The following is a 16,634-nucleotide window of genomic DNA, read 5'->3' as shown; positions in this document are numbered from 1 at the left end:
TTTTGGTGGTTCTTTCTTTTCTATTTTCTTTTCGACTGGCTTAGACTTCTGCTCAGAGACCGTTGATGTTTTCTTACTTTGTCTGTTGCCAAATAAGCGCTCATAAGACGAAGCTAAATCGTCATCATCGCTAGAATCTTTCTTTGCTCCTGAAGTTCCAGATTTCGTCGTCTTTTTTTTGGTTGACTCTACATCACGATTTTTCTTTCCCTCTTCTAAAGCCCGCATAATCTGCTCTTTAAAAGATCCTTCTTCTGAGTGTTGGTTTTGATCCTCAGACAAAAACAACTCCTCCTTACTTCATGTCATAACTTTAACCATTATACATGAAATGAAAGAGGAGGGAAATGTAAAATTTATTTAGTTAAGGAAATTATATTTTTTTCTCTTTTACTTTCTTCTTCATATAAACGATACAGGTTTAACTCATACTCTTTTTTTGCATTTGTGACTACTGTATCAAGGATTAATCCCGTAATTAACAACAACAACGAAAAAACCATTAAGCCTGTTGCTAATATCGAAGAAGGCACTTTAGTAATAAAACCTGTGCGAACAAACTCATTGATCACTGGTACACCAAAAATCAGTCCAAACAAAAAGAAAATTAGACTAATAACAGAGAAAAACAATAACGGCTTATAATCTTTGAACATCTTCAAGATCGTCAATAAAACTTTGATCCCATCAGAGTAAGTATCTAACTTCGATTCACTACCTTCAGGTCGGTCACGATAATCTATCGGAATCTCTACCAGTTTAAAACGCTTATCTAAAGCATGTATTGTAAATTCTGTTTCAATTTGAAATCCTGAGCTCATTACAGGAAAACTCTTAACAAACATTCGGTTGAATCCGCGATAGCCAGTCATTACATCCTTAATATCCGCTTGATACAAACGATTGATTGAGTTCTTGACCAAGTTATTCCCGAAATCGTGAAAGGCTCGTTTATTCTCGTTAAAATACGTCCCATTGGATAATCGATCTCCGATAACCATATCCGCTCTGCCTTCTTTTAAAGCTGCAATTAGCTCCTTAGAGTTTTCAGCGGGGTACGTATCATCACCGTCCACCATCAAATAGTAATCTGCCTCTATATCAAAAAACATTTGACGAATAACATTCCCTTTCCCCTGGCGTGGTTCCTTTTTTACGATTGCTCCTTCATTCAGTGCAATTTCGTACGTATTATCTGTTGAATTATTGTCATAGACGTAGATAGCCGCACCAGGCAATTCCCTTTGAAAATCATTGATTACTTTTTTGATTGTCAGTGATTCGTTATAACAAGGGATAAGGATAGCTATTTTTTCATTGTTCATGTTTACTCTCCTAACTTCACAACTATCTATCATAATACCAAAAAAAAGTCGGATGCGCTCCGACTTTTAAATCAAATTTTCAGATTCTAAATATTTTCTCATACCTGCTTGAACACTAAAGTTTGGTTTAAATCCTAAACTCTTAAGTCTGGAAATATCAGCAACTGAGTCCTTAATATCTCCATCTCTTTCTGCTTCATACTTTACAGGCAGTTTAATGTCTAATGCTTCATCAATTACTCCAATTAGTTCATTCAAATCGAGTGCCTCTCCAGTTCCAACATTAAACTGTCGACCCAAAGAATCTTCTTTACTTGCTACGAGCAATAAAGCCTGAATAACATCTTCAATGAAAACGAAATCGCGTGATTGCGAACCATCACCAAACAAAGTAAATTCGGCTTCTGCTCCTGCTTGTAGTTTTTTGTACCGATCTACTAAAATTGATATAACACCGCTGTATGGTGATTCTGGATTCTGATTTGGTCCATAAACATTAAAGAAGCGCACAGCACTAGTGCGTATACCATACAGATGATTATAATCCAATACATATTGCTCTGCAGCAAACTTGTCGACTGCATACGGAGTCAAAGGACGAATAACTGATTCTTCCTTCTTGGGTAAAGTTGGCTCATCACCATAAACTGCTGCTGATGAGCTGAAAACTAACCGTTTCAAATCTTTTTGATACTTTTTGATTAATTCTAGCAGCATCAAAACACTTTCAAAATTTATTTGGTGTGTTTCTACCGGACGCTCGACCGAATCTGCCACACTAGCAATTGCAGCCAGATGGAAAATATAGTCGAAAGTATTTTTTGAAAGAATTTCATTCATTAATTCTTTATCCGTAACTGAACCATTAACAAATGTAAGGTTGGAATTTTTTACTAAGTTCTCCTCTTTCCCCATCGATAAATCATCAAGAACAATTACAGAACTTTTTTTAGATAAATGATTGGCTAAAGTAGAACCGATGAAGCCGGCACCACCTGTGATTAAGATACTTCTCATTACATTATCCACCTCTGATTAAAATTCTATTTCTTTGAACGAATAGTACGTCTTATTGTTTCAATCGTTCCTTTGACAATGTCTCCATTTACAAACAACAGGATTATTAAGCAGATAGTCTCCAAGATTATTAGTATTAGTCCATCGAATTTAAAAATTAAAAAAACTTGAAGAGCTAAGACAATGTGATTTGCTACAATATTCTTAATATCTATTTTGACAATAATAAACTTACTTGTATCATAGATTCGGATCATCCAACCAACAAACAAACTTATCATAGAGGCCAATCCGACACCTATTAAGCCGAACATTGAAATAAACACAAAGTTAAGAACAATACTTAAAATACCAGAAATAATTGAAGTATTCATTAATCCTCTTGTTTTCTTTTCTGCTATATAAAATTGCCCATAAAAACCAATAAACCCTGAATAAATCGCTGAAATTAATAAAAATGGAGTGACTTCCCAACTGGTAAAATATGAACTCTGAACAAGATTACCCAACAACCACTTCAATATGACCATAATTGAAGATGCAGTAAAAAAAAGTAAAAATGCATAATATTTAAAAATATTTGCATGGAACTCACCACGATTCTCAGAATCAATCTCTTCAACTAATGAAATCTGCCAAGCTTGAGAAAATACAGACTGCATCATAGAAATCACTGAGGGTATCTTGTTTGCTACAGCATAAATTCCGTTTGCTCCTACTCCTAAAAAATATAGAATGAAATACCGGCTGGCACTGTTCACAAACCACCATAATACGTCATTGGGAATTGTCGGAACAGAAAACATTAGCATTTCTTTGATAAAACTTTTACTAATCAGTTTAGTCGAAAAACTTTTAAAGTATGGTGTCGTTATTGAAAGATAAATCAAAGAAATAATTTCAGCAAGTATTAGAGAAATAAGATAACCATTCAAGCCCATCTTTAAAACCACTAAAAAATAAATATTCAATAATCCGATTGCTAATGTCTTGATCATACCGTTAAAGGCAAAAACTCTTACTTGTCCATTACCTCTGGCAAATTGAGCAATTATTTGTGTGAAAATTTGAAATGCTAACAGCATTATAAACGCCAATAATATTTTATTAAACGCTCCGGTTAAGGACAATAAAGGATAGCAGAGAGCAGTAATTAAGATACCTATTAAAGCTATTACTGTTGAATTGGTAACCACGGCTTTCTTATCTACGCCTTTATCTAACGCAAAGCGCAAAACAGCAACAGATATTCCGCCAGATACTATTGGAATCATTAAGCTGACTGTCGTTGTTACTAAATCAACTTGTCCATATTCTTTAGTCGTAAGATAATATGTATATAGTGGAACTAGGACAAATGAAATTAATTTACTTCCCAAATTTCCTACTGCAAATATAAACGAATTTCCTACTAACTTTTTGTATTTACCCATATTAATTCAATATACGACCTTTCGGAAAAATTTTAAGCAAAAGAGAACATTAGCAAATGTCCATACATTGAGTCCTCTTCCTATTTTGACATTTCCAATAGTATTCGATCTCCTAAAGTTTGGCTTGCATGGCCGGATTCGGAAATATTTAATTCATCTTTAAATCTTCGAACACTCAGCAAATATTCATTCAAATCAAAATTTCTGATACTATCAAGAAAAGAATTTTGATCCATCGTTACTGGAAAAGGTAAATCAATTAAGTCCATTACCAATCCTCTATTTTGTTTATACTTATCATAATCATAAGCATAAATAAAGCACTTTTTATCAGAAACCAAAGCTTCGCCAATAGTTGATGAGTAATCAGTTATTAGTAAATCAGTAGCACATAACAGCTCCTGCATATCATTGTAATTAGAAGCATCAATGATATGAGTGCTATTAATATCACCAAGAATCAATTTCTTATTTTCTGTATCATTGGGATGTAAACGAATAAGTAATACATAATCTTTATTGAACTTCATAGAAATTGTTTTTCTTACGTTCTCTAAAAATTCGGAGTTAACTTCTACAAGCTCACCAGCCCTAAAAGTAGGAGCATAGAGCACAATTTTTTTTTCTGAAGGAATAGAATAATTTTTATAAACTTTCTTAATTACAGCAGGATCATTATTTACAATTACATCATTTCTAGGAACTCCCTCCCTGAAAATCTCTCCCTTGTACCAAAACATTTTTCCAACATTTTTGAATAATTTAGAACTTTCAAATACAAGCAGATCACACATTTCAGAGTCTTTTTTTGCTAATTTTACATATCTTGGTTTTAGTTTTTCGACAGCATTATTTTCGATTCGTTTTAATCCAAATCCAGCATGCCAAGTCTGTAAGTAAAACTGACCTTTTCGTTTTGGAGGATAAAAACTTTTTCGACTATTATCTATCCAAATTTTTGCCGAAAACATCTCAAATAATGCTTTTATTGATCTATTTTTTACCAAACGAATTCCAATTGGAAATTGCATAGCTTGAGTCTCGATTACTTCTGGTTTACATAACCATACAATATCCAAATCCTTCCTCTGAGATAATAAGTATTCACAAATATACTTTGGATTATCCCCATAACCTTTGCCAAAATAACTGGAAACCACAATTTTGTTTTTATTGAGTGGTTTTAAAACTAGGAATGGATAGCAACAGTAGAATATTCCATATCTTCCAATTCTCAGAAGAATACTTTTTAACACAAACATTGTTCGGAATATTTTAGATTCTAAGTTATTCTTCATTGACATTATTCCTCTCAATGCAAATTCTGACCTTCTTTTTCCTCGTTCATTTTTCCAATCACATTACCTAGTAAAAACCAGAATAAAAATGCTCCTGAAATATTCACTAAAATCATTTCATTGTGAAAAAAACCAGAAAAAGCTAGTGCAAAAACACCACAAATACAATATACAATACGTTGAGATAAAAAGTTAGCTATTGGTTTGAATAGAAAACCAATTACCTTTGAAGCTTTACTGACAATAAAGGCAATAAAAGTTATTCCACCAAAAATTCCAGTAGAAGCTAACGTGTTCAAATATGCGTTATGGACCGAAAAATTACGTTGTGCAATATAAGTATTAGGTAAAACATCCTGTGCATATGCAATCATGTTTTTCGGAGATGTCCCAAATAGCCAGTTAGACTGAAAAATTTCCAAAGCGCTTTTCCAAATAGTAAAACGTAAATTAGATACATCCGAACTATCCGTCACATCATGTCTAGTCAAATTAACTTTACCTTCCATTTTTTTTCCGGCAGATTGTTCTTTCTCAAAAAATTGTGGAAAATAAGACCATCCGGTTTTAATTAGCTTAGTGATTAAAAAGATAATTGCAGCGACTGCTACTCCGCTTAAAAGAGACAACAAAATTGATAGCCCTAAATTTGTCTTCTTTTTTAATTGAAACTGGTACATAGTAAAGAATACAAAAACAAAAGTTGTCAATAAAAGCGTAATAAGCCCATTTCTAGATCCTGATAATACGATATAACTAATATTTAGGAATATCGATAAACAAATACCTGCTATTAACCATTTATTTTTAAATTCTTTACTAAAAAGATAATACAAACTTAAAAAAATAGTAACGACACACATTACTGATCCATAGTTTGGATCAGAAAAAACACCGAATAAGCGGCCTTCTAGCATTCCAATTCTCAATGGGTTTACCCTTGTTAATTGAATCAAATAATGAAATTGTGTCAAGAACATTCCGAGTGAAACTACTACTAGAAGCGTCCAAACAGTAATAAGAATACCACTAATCCAAGACAATAATTGTTCGGAATCTTTTTGGTTGGAACTTACACCATGGTCATAGACAATGAAAAAGTATAATGCCTCCCATATGATGAATTTAATGTTTGCAAAAATTCCATATTTCATATTGACAAGACTTGAAACAATCATAATAGCAATGAACAAAAGAAGTAATGTATCATAAGTCCAACGATTCCTTTTCAATATTCTTGTAAAAAAATCTGCAGCTAAGACGATACTTCCAAAAATTGCTAAAAATGAAAATATTACATTATCAATAATTGAAGGCAATAAGCTGTAGGGTCCGACCGCTCTACTAATCAGTAGTAGTAACAACCCAATTATAAAAATATTTTTCCCTCTTTGGAGCAACACATTTTCTTTATATTCCATAAAACCCATTCTTCCTTTTGACAAATTAAAATTTTATCAACTATTTTTTTTAACCACATGATTATACTTTATTTTTGCTAATAAATCATAACAAGAATTACTGATCATCAAAGCTATCATTGATAATTTTCTACTTTTTGTAAATACTGAATTCTTCATTACAAATGTAAAATTAGATCGAAGAAAGTTCACGATTTGTTTTCTACTTTCTTTCATCCCTTTTTCATCACTCAAAGCCATCTTATCCAATACATCAAAATAGGACCAACAAATTCTCCTCTGAATAGAATCTAGGAGTTCTGGGTATACTTTGTTAATCAACTTTCCATTATACTCCCATGCTTCTATAACATCAAAATTTTTTTCAGAAAAAGCTAATCCGGTGATACTATCATTTCTTCTATAATAAAAGTATTTTTGTTCCGTATTCGAAACGACTCTATCGCACTGCAGTAACAAATCCATAATGATAAAAGCATCTTCCACAATTTTACCTTCTGGATAGCGCACCTTATCGAATAGCTCTTTTTGATAAAGTTTATTCACAGCATAGGCAAAAATATCTGTACTATCTAGGACTGCCTTAATAGCATCTTTTTGATTAATAAGCTGTACTTTTTTTTTGTTGGATACTTTAGTCACTCGATTTTCATAGACATCTATCATTTCTATCGTTGATATATTGGCATTGTAGGCTATAATTTGATTAAATAAAACTTCATACATATCCTCAGCAATATAATCATCACTATCCACAAAGCCTAAATACTTACCCTTGGCAATTTCAATACCAGCGTTTCGTGCACTACTCAATCCGCCGTTCTCTTTATGGATTACTCTGACACGAGCATCCCGTTTAGCATATTGGTCACAAATAGCACCAGAATTATCGGGCGATCCATCATCTACTAAAATCAGTTCAAAGTCCTTGAAAGTCTGATTTAGTATAGACTCAACACATTTTCTTAAATACTTTTCTACATTATAGACAGGAACGATGATACTTATTTCACACATTAAATTCGCTCATTTCTGATTAACTCTACTGTATTTTTTAAAGCCTCATTCACTCCAAATAGTGCTTTCCAGCCGATGGAATCAATTTTATTTGAAGCTAAGATAGCTTGACTTGCTGTTGAAAAACCTTTTCGTTCTTCTTCGTCAGGCAAATCAAAAATAACTTCTTTCTGATTTAAGCTTGCTAATGCTTCAGCTAAATCTTTTAAATATAAATCAAATTCTGGAACAGCAATATTATACGCTTCACCATTTTTACCACTTGCTAATAAGTAGAGTAATGCATAAACTACATCTCCAACATAAGCATAAGAGAAATATTGATTACCTTCACTCTTCAAAACAATATCCTCATCATTAACAGCATTCAAGATGAATTGCGATGATGCCTTTGAATCGTTTAATAGCATTGTAGGCCCGAAAGTACGACAAATCCGCGGAATAACAATATCCAATTTATGTTTTGCAATATATGCTTGGCAAAGACTCTCACTAGCTCGTTTTCCCTCAGGATATCCTGCTCTCAATGTATTACAATCAATATAGCCACAGTAATCTTCTGAAAATTTCTCCACGTCTCCTCTGTTTTCACCATAGATTTCAACAGTTGAGAGAAAAGCAATTCGCTTTGAACGATTACGGACAGCAAAATCTAAAACTTGTTGCGTGCCCATTAAGTTTGTCATGATCGTTCCGATTGGATCAGTTGCATAGGCTCTGGGATGTGTATTACTAGCTCCATGGAGAACATAATCAACTTTATCATCTAATGCAATTGGTTGAGTGACATCTGTTTCTACCATATGAAAAAGGCTAGAGTCCAGATACATTGAAAATCTTGATCTTAAGCGCTCTAGACTTCTTCCCATTGCAAAAACATGGATGTTTGCATTTAGTTTCTCATTTCTTCTCATTAAAACATCTATCATATAGGAACCAATCATTCCAGTTGCACCGATAATCAAAAATGAATGGTTATCAATCTTGTTCCAGTCATTTTTTGCCTGGTTGATTCTATCTAACTCAGAACGATAGATTTCATTTTCTAATAACACACTTCCACCTCTAGTCCTTCATCTTTAAATATGCTTTGAAAAGTTCTAAATCATCCTGTGTCGTTAATTTGATGTTCTTGTCAGATCCAGCTGCAAAATACAATGTTTCTCCCAGTTCGACCATCATGGTATTTGTATAGGAAGAGTCGGTCATTCCAACATCTTCTTTGATTGCTTTATCATAGGCCCAGCTTAATTTTCCAAACTGATAAGCTTGAGGAGTAGAAACTCTGCGTAGGGTATTACGATCAATGTACTGTTTCGTAGTTTCTTCTGTATCCTTTAAGAAAATTTGCTCGTTATATGGTAATGAAGTAACGCCATTTCCATACTCTTGACACTTAACGATTACATCTGACAATACAATTTCATCTACTAAAGGGCGAATGCCATCATGAATAATGATTGTGTCATCTTCCTCCGAGTACTCTTTAAGAAATTGAACACCATTATTGATAGACTCCTGTCCTTTGGAACCTCCGGGAATGATCCATTGAACCTTTTTAAGTCCGTATTCTTTCACGTAACCCCACAGTGTTTCTTCCCAGCCATGCTTACAAACAACTAATACCCGATCAACAAGCGGATGTTGCTCAAAAGACTCAAGAGTATAGATGATGATTGGCTTACCTTCAATTGTTATGAATTGTTTTGGTATATCCTGTCCCATTCTTTTTCCGACACCGCCGGCAATAATTAATGCTGTAATCACTTATTTGTCCTCCTTGTTGGTTAAATAATAAATACCTTTATATTTTGTATAAGCATTATCTGGATCAATAAACACTGTTTCGTGGTGCGCCACTCGTTGATCTTCTGGAGGTAGCTGCATGTAGTGTCCGAAAACATTTGATAGATAATTATCATAGCCAATTGGTATTGGTAATTCTGTATTCTCAAAAGGAACTTTTTTAGCATCAGAGAAATCTTTTTTAGGGTAGACATTACCCATGTACCTAGGGCCTACACATAATTCAGTAACAAAACCAGTTTCTTTTGAATTATACTTTGTCATCCTATTTTCTGCATACTTCCAAACATGGTACTTATTCAATTGACTAGGTGCCAGATTCAATAACAATTTTCCTAATTTCGCAAAAAAAGCTCCATGATTTTGGGGAACTTGTTGACTACAGTATACAGCATAAACTAATGCCCAAAACTTTTGGATTTTTCTTTGATATTTTTTTTCTGGAGCAACATCTAAAGGAAAAATATCAATCTGAATACCATGACTAATATCCAAGTCTTCTTGATAAGTCTTGATAAAAGTGGTCTCTTTATCTCGAAGCGTTGTGAACGAATTTCGATCATTGTAATCCTTACTAGCTCTCAATAAAACGAATTTATTATCGCTCTCTTGATCTTTCCACAAAACTAGTAGTTTTTCATAATCTGACCTAGGCATAAAAAAATCTAAATCATCATCCCAAGGAATAAAGCCTTGATGCCTAACTGAACCTATTGCTCCCCCACCACATAAATAGCATAACAATCCATTCCGATCACAAAAATCAGAAAAATACTTTGCAAGTTCTAAGCTAGTTACTTGTACTTGACGTAATTGCTTGTCTTTACTGTACATATGATCCCTCAATCGCTAATATTTTCTCTTTAATAATGCCATTAATCCTGGCATCCTTGTCTCAACAAAAGCACCAGTATTAAGGACAAGTAAAAACAAAGGTTTTGGTATATTAAAAAATATCTTGGTAATTCTTTTTGCTATGGTATCAGTTTTAGCTATTTTTTTTGCGTCTAAAATCGATTTGTCAAGCAAAATTCTATTGATTTCAATTTTTTTTTGACTCTTATTAATTTTTTCTGTTTCCAAAATCGAAAAAATGACAGACGTTGTCCCCTTGAGTAATAATGCAGCCATCCCATCTTTATTTTCATCATTTGTAATTGCATTACTACGTTCGTAAAACTCTTTAAAAGTGGCAAACTTATTTTTATTATACTTATTCGTAATTCCTAGGCTGTTTTCAAACTCATAAATATATTCAATTTTTGAGTTCATTACAACCTTAGAACAATGTTTGTAATAGTCTAAATTGAAAATTCGATCCTCACAACTACTATAATTCTTGAAACGTATTGCGCGATCCACAATAATATCTCGTCGATAGCATTTATTCCACACAACATACATCAATTGTTTATTCATCAATTCATACATGTCAGATAAAAATTCTTCATTATTACTATAAACATAGTCATCCACTAAATAATCCTTTTCATCAACAATCTTTTCTTGATTTAGAGTTCTAAAGGTGAATGAGCTTATAATCAAATCAAGGTTAGAATTATCAGAAATGATAGTCAAATAATCATCTAATATGGTCTGCTTAGGAAAATCATCCGCGTCAAAAAAGAGCAGATAGTCACCCGTTGCTTGCTCAATTCCGAAATTTCTAGCTAATCCAGGTCCTTCATTCTTTTTACTAAACAAAGTGAATCTTGTATCTCCTACAATATAATTATTAATTACTTTTTCAGTATCATCAGTAGAACCATCATTAACGAGTAAAACCTCAAAATTCGAGGAATCCATTTTCTTCAATATATCGATAGTCTTGGTAATGGTTAGTTCAGCATTGAAAATCGGAATTATAATACTAAATTTTGGTTTGGACATTCTTTCACCTCAAATTACTGTAAGATTTTCTCTTTTGGAAAGTCCATATTATCTAACGATGTGCAAACCTCGTCTTCTTCCAGACCTTGTGAAGAAACTTTATCAAATAATATTTTGATGGTCTGCAGCAAGATTTTTAAATCCAACATGAAAGAGTATTTCTTGATATAAAGCAAGTCAAATTTCAATTTGCTGTTGTAGTCCGAAACATATTTACCATAAACCTGAGCATAACCAGTAATTCCAGCGCGCACGTTATGGCGTAGATAATAATAGGGATTTTCTTGATTAAATTGCTCAACAAAGAAAGGTCGTTCTGGACGTGGACCAATAATGGACATGTCCCCTTTTAGCACGTTAATCAATTGAGGTAGTTCATCAAAACGAACAGCACGGATAAATTTTCCAACAGGCGTTACGCGAGCATCATTACTTTTAGCTAAAACTGGTCCTGATTTAGACTCCGCTGTTGCGCTCATGGAACGGAACTTATATATAGGAAACTCCTTTTGATCCTGAGTAATTCGAATTTGCTTGTAGATAACTGGACCAGGTGACGTTACTTTTACTAAAATTGCGGTAATCAACATAAAGGGCGATGCAATTACCAGTAAAATCAAAGAAACCACAATATCAAAAAGGCGTTTAAACATCGCATCTTCTGAAGGAATCCTGAATCCAGATGACTCAATAATACTTTCATCTTCAAAGTTCATGATATTCGGATTAATCGTCACTAAGTTTTCAAAGGTTGTATTTAGAAACAATTTCTTTTCTTCTTTAGTCACTAATTGATATACTTTGATTTTTTCAGCCTCAGGAATGTCTGATGCCAAATATACGATATCTACATCACTAATGATTTTAAACAAGTTATCATAGAAATGATCTAAAACAACTGACTCTACTTTATGTTTATTGTTTTTTTGTGAACTAAAGTTTTGAATCGCTGGTGCTACATCCTTTTCAAAACCAAGAATTGTCACTTTTTTATCAGAGCTCAATTTCATATAGGCTTTATAAATGATTGTACGATAGACAATCAATAATACTGTGCCAAGTAAAAATGAAATCAAAATTACCGTTCTGGGAAAAGCGAACCAACGTCCAGCAAAAGTAATGATCATAATACCCAAGGACATCAAGAATTGCCCAATAACCGTCACAAAAAAAATGTCACTGACGATTCTATTATAAAAAACGTACGTCCCTAGTAAAACATTTAATATAATGAAGAACAGCGAAGTAAATAATGCAGAACTTTCAAATGTTTGAAAGTTTCTTGCTGGAATTTCTCCACCAAATTTTAGCAAAAAGCTAAGGTAAACAGAGAAATTATAAACAACCACGTCCACTAAAATAATAAAAAAACGGCGGGCAGCGCTCCATTCGCCACTTTTATTCATACAAACACTCCTAATCCACAAAATAATCCACTTCACATCTTACCATACACCCTAAAAAAAAAGTAGCATTCCTAGAAAAAGTAATAAAAAAGAAAAGAACAAAAAGCGGTCAAATCAGTAGATTTTGACCGCTTTTAATCAAAGTTTCAGATGGATTATATAAAGAAATTTTAAACTTTAAAAATGCATATTTTTACATTTCTAATCTTGTGGGAAAAGGTACACTTTTGAATAGGGGGTACCGGAATAGATGTGAGATATTTTATTGCCATCAATTACTTGATGCCAGAATCTGTTCTCACTCGGGCTATTTCCCCAGAAAATCCCGATATGACAATCATAAGTAGGATTTGTAAAAACGGCTTCCAGATAAATAAGATCGCCCTTTTGCGCTTTTCCGCTTCTTAATAAAGCATCAATCGAACTAAACGAATAATACTCAACATTTCGGGTTAAGGCATCTCGCCAATTATAAGCATTCACGTACCCACCAACTCCAGAAGTTATTCCTGAAATGCGGTTTAAGTTTCCACCGCTTCTTCGAGTGACAGTAGCAACGAACCCAGTACAATTCATACCTGGTCCGTATACACTCGGCACACCATTAGGAACTAAAAACATCTCTGGATTGCTGAAACCAGCTAAGCGGAATGGCGTTCCTAAGTAAAAACGATCATTTTGATGTGCATTTAGCTCATTGAGTACTTTTTGACGAGTATTTCCTAGATAATGCGACACACCTCTTCGCTCTCTGACTGCTCCACTATTAACATAACCGAACCATTTGCCATTAGCATCATAAAGCGAATAATAAGTTGAACCATTCATATGTTTGTAATACCACTTGACTTGATAAGTTTTATTGATCAGTGAATTCGTTCTAGTCTTCTCTTTCCAGCTAAAGTTGTTCCATATAGAATATCCACTTTTTATTACTAGAACCGATTTATTCATAGAAAAACCAGTTCCTTGGGCACCACCCGCTTTAGCAGCACCACCTTCATTCAAATAGCCCTGCCATTTCCCTTTATTGTCATACAGAGATAAGTATTTGGTTCCATTAAAATGGCGATACCAACCAGTTACTTGGTAGGTTTTTGTGTGTAAATTTTTAGTTGAACTTCCATTTTGAAAATTAAAATCTTTCCAAATGCTCCAATTATTCTTATTTACGGTCACGTATTGATTCGTACTATTCCATTTACCGCCAGGATTATTTGCCGTTTGTGCTCCGTCTTCGTTCAGATATCCCATCCATTTGCCTTTATTGTCGTAGACTGATAAATATTTTGTGCCATTATAATGGCGATACCAGCCTGTTATTCGATACGTACGTTGATAGAGATTTTTTGTTGAACTTCCATTCTTGAAATTGAAATCCTTCCAAATGGTCCAATTGTTTTTAGTAACGGAGATATATTGATTAACGCCATTCCACTTGCCTCCAGGGTTATTTACTGTCTGTGCTCCGCCTTCATTTAAATATCCCAACCATTTGCCTTTATTATCATAGACTGATAAATATTTTATGCCATTATAATGGCGATACCAGCCTGTTACTCGATACGTTCTCTGAAATAAACTTTTAGTCGAACTTCCATTTTTAAAATTGAAATCCTTCCAAATGGTCCAATTGTTCTTTGTAATTGTTATATACTGATTGGTTCCATACCATTTCCCTCCTAGAGTCTGTACTACTTCAGCGCCTTCTGAATTAAGATAGCCTTGCCAAATACCTTTACTATCATAAACAGACAAATATTTCGATCCATTTAAATGATTATAATATCCAGTAACTTTATAGGTACGTTGGTACAGGCCTTTAGTAGAATTCCCATTTTTAAAGTTAAAATCTTTCCAGATTGCCCAATTATTCTTTGTAATAGTGATATGTTGATTCATTGATCGCCATATTCCACCAGAACTACTTGCCTTCTTTATTGTCCCTTCTTCAACAAACCCTCTGAATATTCCACCATTATCATAAAGTGCATAATACTTTTTCCCGTTAAAATGGTAATACCATTCCTTAACACTAAAAGTTTTTTCATTGATTGATGCAGTGGTTCCCAACTCATCAAAATTTAGATCCTTCCAAATTTTTTGATCTTTCTTCATAACAGAATAATAGTCATTCACAGAGTGCTTGATACCTGCTTGATTGTCTGCTTTTTCAACTGCAGATTCCTCTACCACACCGATTGATTGATCAGTGGAATTTTTTAATAAATAATATACTTTCTCATCGTAGTGATTATAATAGCCTGCGATCTCAAAAGTTTGATCTTTTAAATTTTTCGTCGTTCCATTTTGTTTAAAATCCGTAGTGAATAGCTCTGCATCAGCAGATATTATACTACCATAAGTATTAGACTCAGAAAATAGTTTTCCTTCCTCACTAGTTACCTTTTCAGTACTATCTGGATTAATATAACCTATTTCACGCTTAGAGTTACTTAAAAGATAGTATTTTGTTCCATCATTGCTGGTAACTTCTTGTGCAGCAAACGTTTTTTGATAGTTCTTTCGTCCATCATCAATTGTTTCACCATCTAGATTCTTAAATAGAACATAATTCTCATCACTGATTGAAATAAAAAATTTTTCGCTAAATGATTCCGCCTGTACACTAGGTTCTTCTTTTCTTGTATTTTGCTTCTTTTCACTCATTGATGTTTCATCGTCAGAAACTGACGAAGGTACTTCTATTTCAGAAGAATACTCTGAGCTTTCTATTGTTTGTTCAACTGTAGTACTACTATTTAAAGTACTACTAATTTCCGTCTGAAATGCTCTCGTTGATGAAGAACGTTCAGGGGATGAGTCTTCAACAGAACTTGTAAATCCAACCAACGGTAAACACAAAATAACCGACAAGTACCACAACCATAACACCTTTTTCCTTTTCATAACTAAATGTCAAATAATCTGATAGATTACTTAACAACCCTCCCAACTTAATCAATATTGTTATAAATATTTTATCATAATTGAAAAAGAAATAGTTTTGATAATCTAATATCCGATTATTTTTCCATCATTTCATTCAAAGACTCTCAGCCATTTTTGCAGCCAAGTAATTTTCAGCCCGAATTCATGGGCATTTTACAGAATCGAGCCGATCTCGTAAACGATTAGTAAAGCCGTCCAGATCAGCGCGACATTGATGGGTAATGTGATCCCAACGGTTGGAGCGATCTTGTCTAATGCTGCAGCGCAAATGATGGTAGAAAAGGTGATGAATTTGGTAAATAGTCCATAAAGATTAATGGAGGATACCCATGTATGGCTCCTTAATGCTTTAATGTAGCCAGTGAAAAGGTCTAAGCCGGTCATAGTTAAGAAAACACCCATGATCGGCACGCTTCCACCGAATAAATAATCGAGGATACTTCCTCCTGATACGATTGTTAAAAGATTCATGTATATACCTCGCTTTCTAAAAATAGTTAGTAAACACCTGCGAGTAGAATCGCAGGTGTCAGAAAAATGTTGTTTCCTACGCAGTTATGAACTTGTCATTGATCGGATGTAATCGCGAAAATGGCTTATTCGCGCGGAATTTCTGTGGGTCCTTCTTTGTTTTTCTTCCTAATCCTGTGGAGCCAGTGCAGTAGTCCGGTTCGTTCTTGCTTATCATGGCTTGAGTCAGGCTTAGCAGTTTGAACCGAATCTTGCTTCTGTTTGATCTTCTCGATTGGCATTGTCTTCGCTTGTAGAAGAGTGTCCTTCGCCACTGCTACTACGGGTTTTTCTGTTGTGTCAATACTAGTTAACTGCTTGAAATAGCGTCCAAGTGGTGCTTTGGGTAGAGCAGTTGGTTTCGGAGTCGCCAACAGTTCCTGTTCTACTTTTTTCGGCTCATCTGCTACTTCAAAACAACCTACTTCTTCACAGGTTGGTTCTGCTTCTTTGCCTGGCTCGCCGTAATAATTCACGTTCTGTGCCTCATGTTCTGGATCAAAGATTAAGGTATCAATGTATTTCACGACCTTTGCGGTCACCACAGAATCAAATAGTT

The 16,634-nt window shown here is 34.0% G+C and carries 14 protein-coding genes; all 14 read right to left on the bottom strand.

The features are described from left to right. Positions 1 to 356: 356 nt before the first annotated feature. Entirely contained in the window at positions 357 to 1,325 is a 969-nt protein-coding gene (locus E6139_RS12085; RefSeq protein ID WP_316403326.1) for a glycosyltransferase family 2 protein, read from the bottom strand. A gap of 66 nt (positions 1,326 to 1,391) precedes the next feature. Then, complete coding sequence (locus E6139_RS12080; RefSeq protein ID WP_316403325.1) at positions 1,392 to 2,342, bottom strand: NAD-dependent epimerase/dehydratase family protein; 951 nt, start codon at positions 2,340 to 2,342, stop codon at positions 1,392 to 1,394. A gap of 26 nt (positions 2,343 to 2,368) precedes the next feature. Further along, a complete protein-coding gene (locus E6139_RS12075; RefSeq protein ID WP_316403324.1) occupies positions 2,369 to 3,775 on the bottom strand; it encodes a lipopolysaccharide biosynthesis protein in 1,407 nt (468 codons plus the stop codon). 80 nt (positions 3,776 to 3,855) lie between these two features. Continuing rightward, on the bottom strand, positions 3,856 to 5,073 hold the full coding sequence (locus tag E6139_RS12070) for a CDP-glycerol glycerophosphotransferase family protein (protein WP_316403323.1): 1,218 nt from the start codon (positions 5,071 to 5,073) through the stop codon (positions 3,856 to 3,858). Between the two features lie 14 nt (positions 5,074 to 5,087). Further along, complete coding sequence (locus E6139_RS12065; protein WP_316403322.1) at positions 5,088 to 6,494, bottom strand: O-antigen ligase family protein; 1,407 nt, start codon at positions 6,492 to 6,494, stop codon at positions 5,088 to 5,090. A gap of 36 nt (positions 6,495 to 6,530) precedes the next feature. Further along, positions 6,531 to 7,511 carry a glycosyltransferase family 2 protein gene (locus E6139_RS12060; RefSeq protein WP_316403321.1) on the bottom strand — a complete coding sequence of 327 codons (981 nt, stop codon included), beginning with the start codon at positions 7,509 to 7,511 and terminating at the stop codon, positions 6,531 to 6,533. Next, positions 7,511 to 8,566, bottom strand: coding sequence for an NAD-dependent epimerase/dehydratase family protein (locus E6139_RS12055; protein WP_410470529.1), 1,056 nt, complete (start codon positions 8,564 to 8,566; stop codon positions 7,511 to 7,513). Before E6139_RS12055 ends, E6139_RS12060 begins: the two co-directional genes overlap by 1 nt. Positions 8,567 to 8,576: 10 nt before the next feature. Further along, positions 8,577 to 9,278, bottom strand: coding sequence for an IspD/TarI family cytidylyltransferase (locus tag E6139_RS12050; RefSeq protein WP_316403320.1), 702 nt, complete (start codon positions 9,276 to 9,278; stop codon positions 8,577 to 8,579). After that, positions 9,279 to 10,151: a phosphorylcholine transferase LicD gene (locus tag E6139_RS12045; RefSeq protein ID WP_316403319.1), complete on the bottom strand. Its 873-nt coding sequence runs from the start codon at positions 10,149 to 10,151 to the stop codon at positions 9,279 to 9,281. 15 nt (positions 10,152 to 10,166) lie between these two features. Next, positions 10,167 to 11,207 carry a glycosyltransferase family 2 protein gene (locus E6139_RS12040; protein WP_316403318.1) on the bottom strand — a complete coding sequence of 347 codons (1,041 nt, stop codon included), beginning with the start codon at positions 11,205 to 11,207 and terminating at the stop codon, positions 10,167 to 10,169. 14 nt (positions 11,208 to 11,221) lie between these two features. Continuing rightward, positions 11,222 to 12,613: a sugar transferase gene (locus tag E6139_RS12035; RefSeq protein WP_316403317.1), complete on the bottom strand. Its 1,392-nt coding sequence runs from the start codon at positions 12,611 to 12,613 to the stop codon at positions 11,222 to 11,224. A gap of 201 nt (positions 12,614 to 12,814) precedes the next feature. After that, positions 12,815 to 15,508: a hypothetical protein gene (locus E6139_RS12030; RefSeq protein ID WP_316403316.1), complete on the bottom strand. Its 2,694-nt coding sequence runs from the start codon at positions 15,506 to 15,508 to the stop codon at positions 12,815 to 12,817. A gap of 210 nt (positions 15,509 to 15,718) precedes the next feature. Further along, complete coding sequence (locus tag E6139_RS12025) at positions 15,719 to 16,036, bottom strand: phage holin family protein (RefSeq protein WP_410470528.1); 318 nt, start codon at positions 16,034 to 16,036, stop codon at positions 15,719 to 15,721. A gap of 125 nt (positions 16,037 to 16,161) precedes the next feature. Then, a partial coding sequence (locus E6139_RS12020) for a hypothetical protein (protein WP_316403315.1) occupies positions 16,162 to 16,634 on the bottom strand: 473 nt, incomplete at its 5' end.

This window comes from Enterococcus sp., assembly GCF_032555305.1.
Classification (GTDB): Bacteria; Bacillota; Bacilli; order Lactobacillales; family Enterococcaceae; genus Enterococcus_A.
The sequence above is the reverse complement of the archived record's forward strand: the minus strand, read 5'-3'. Positions and strand labels throughout refer to the sequence as shown.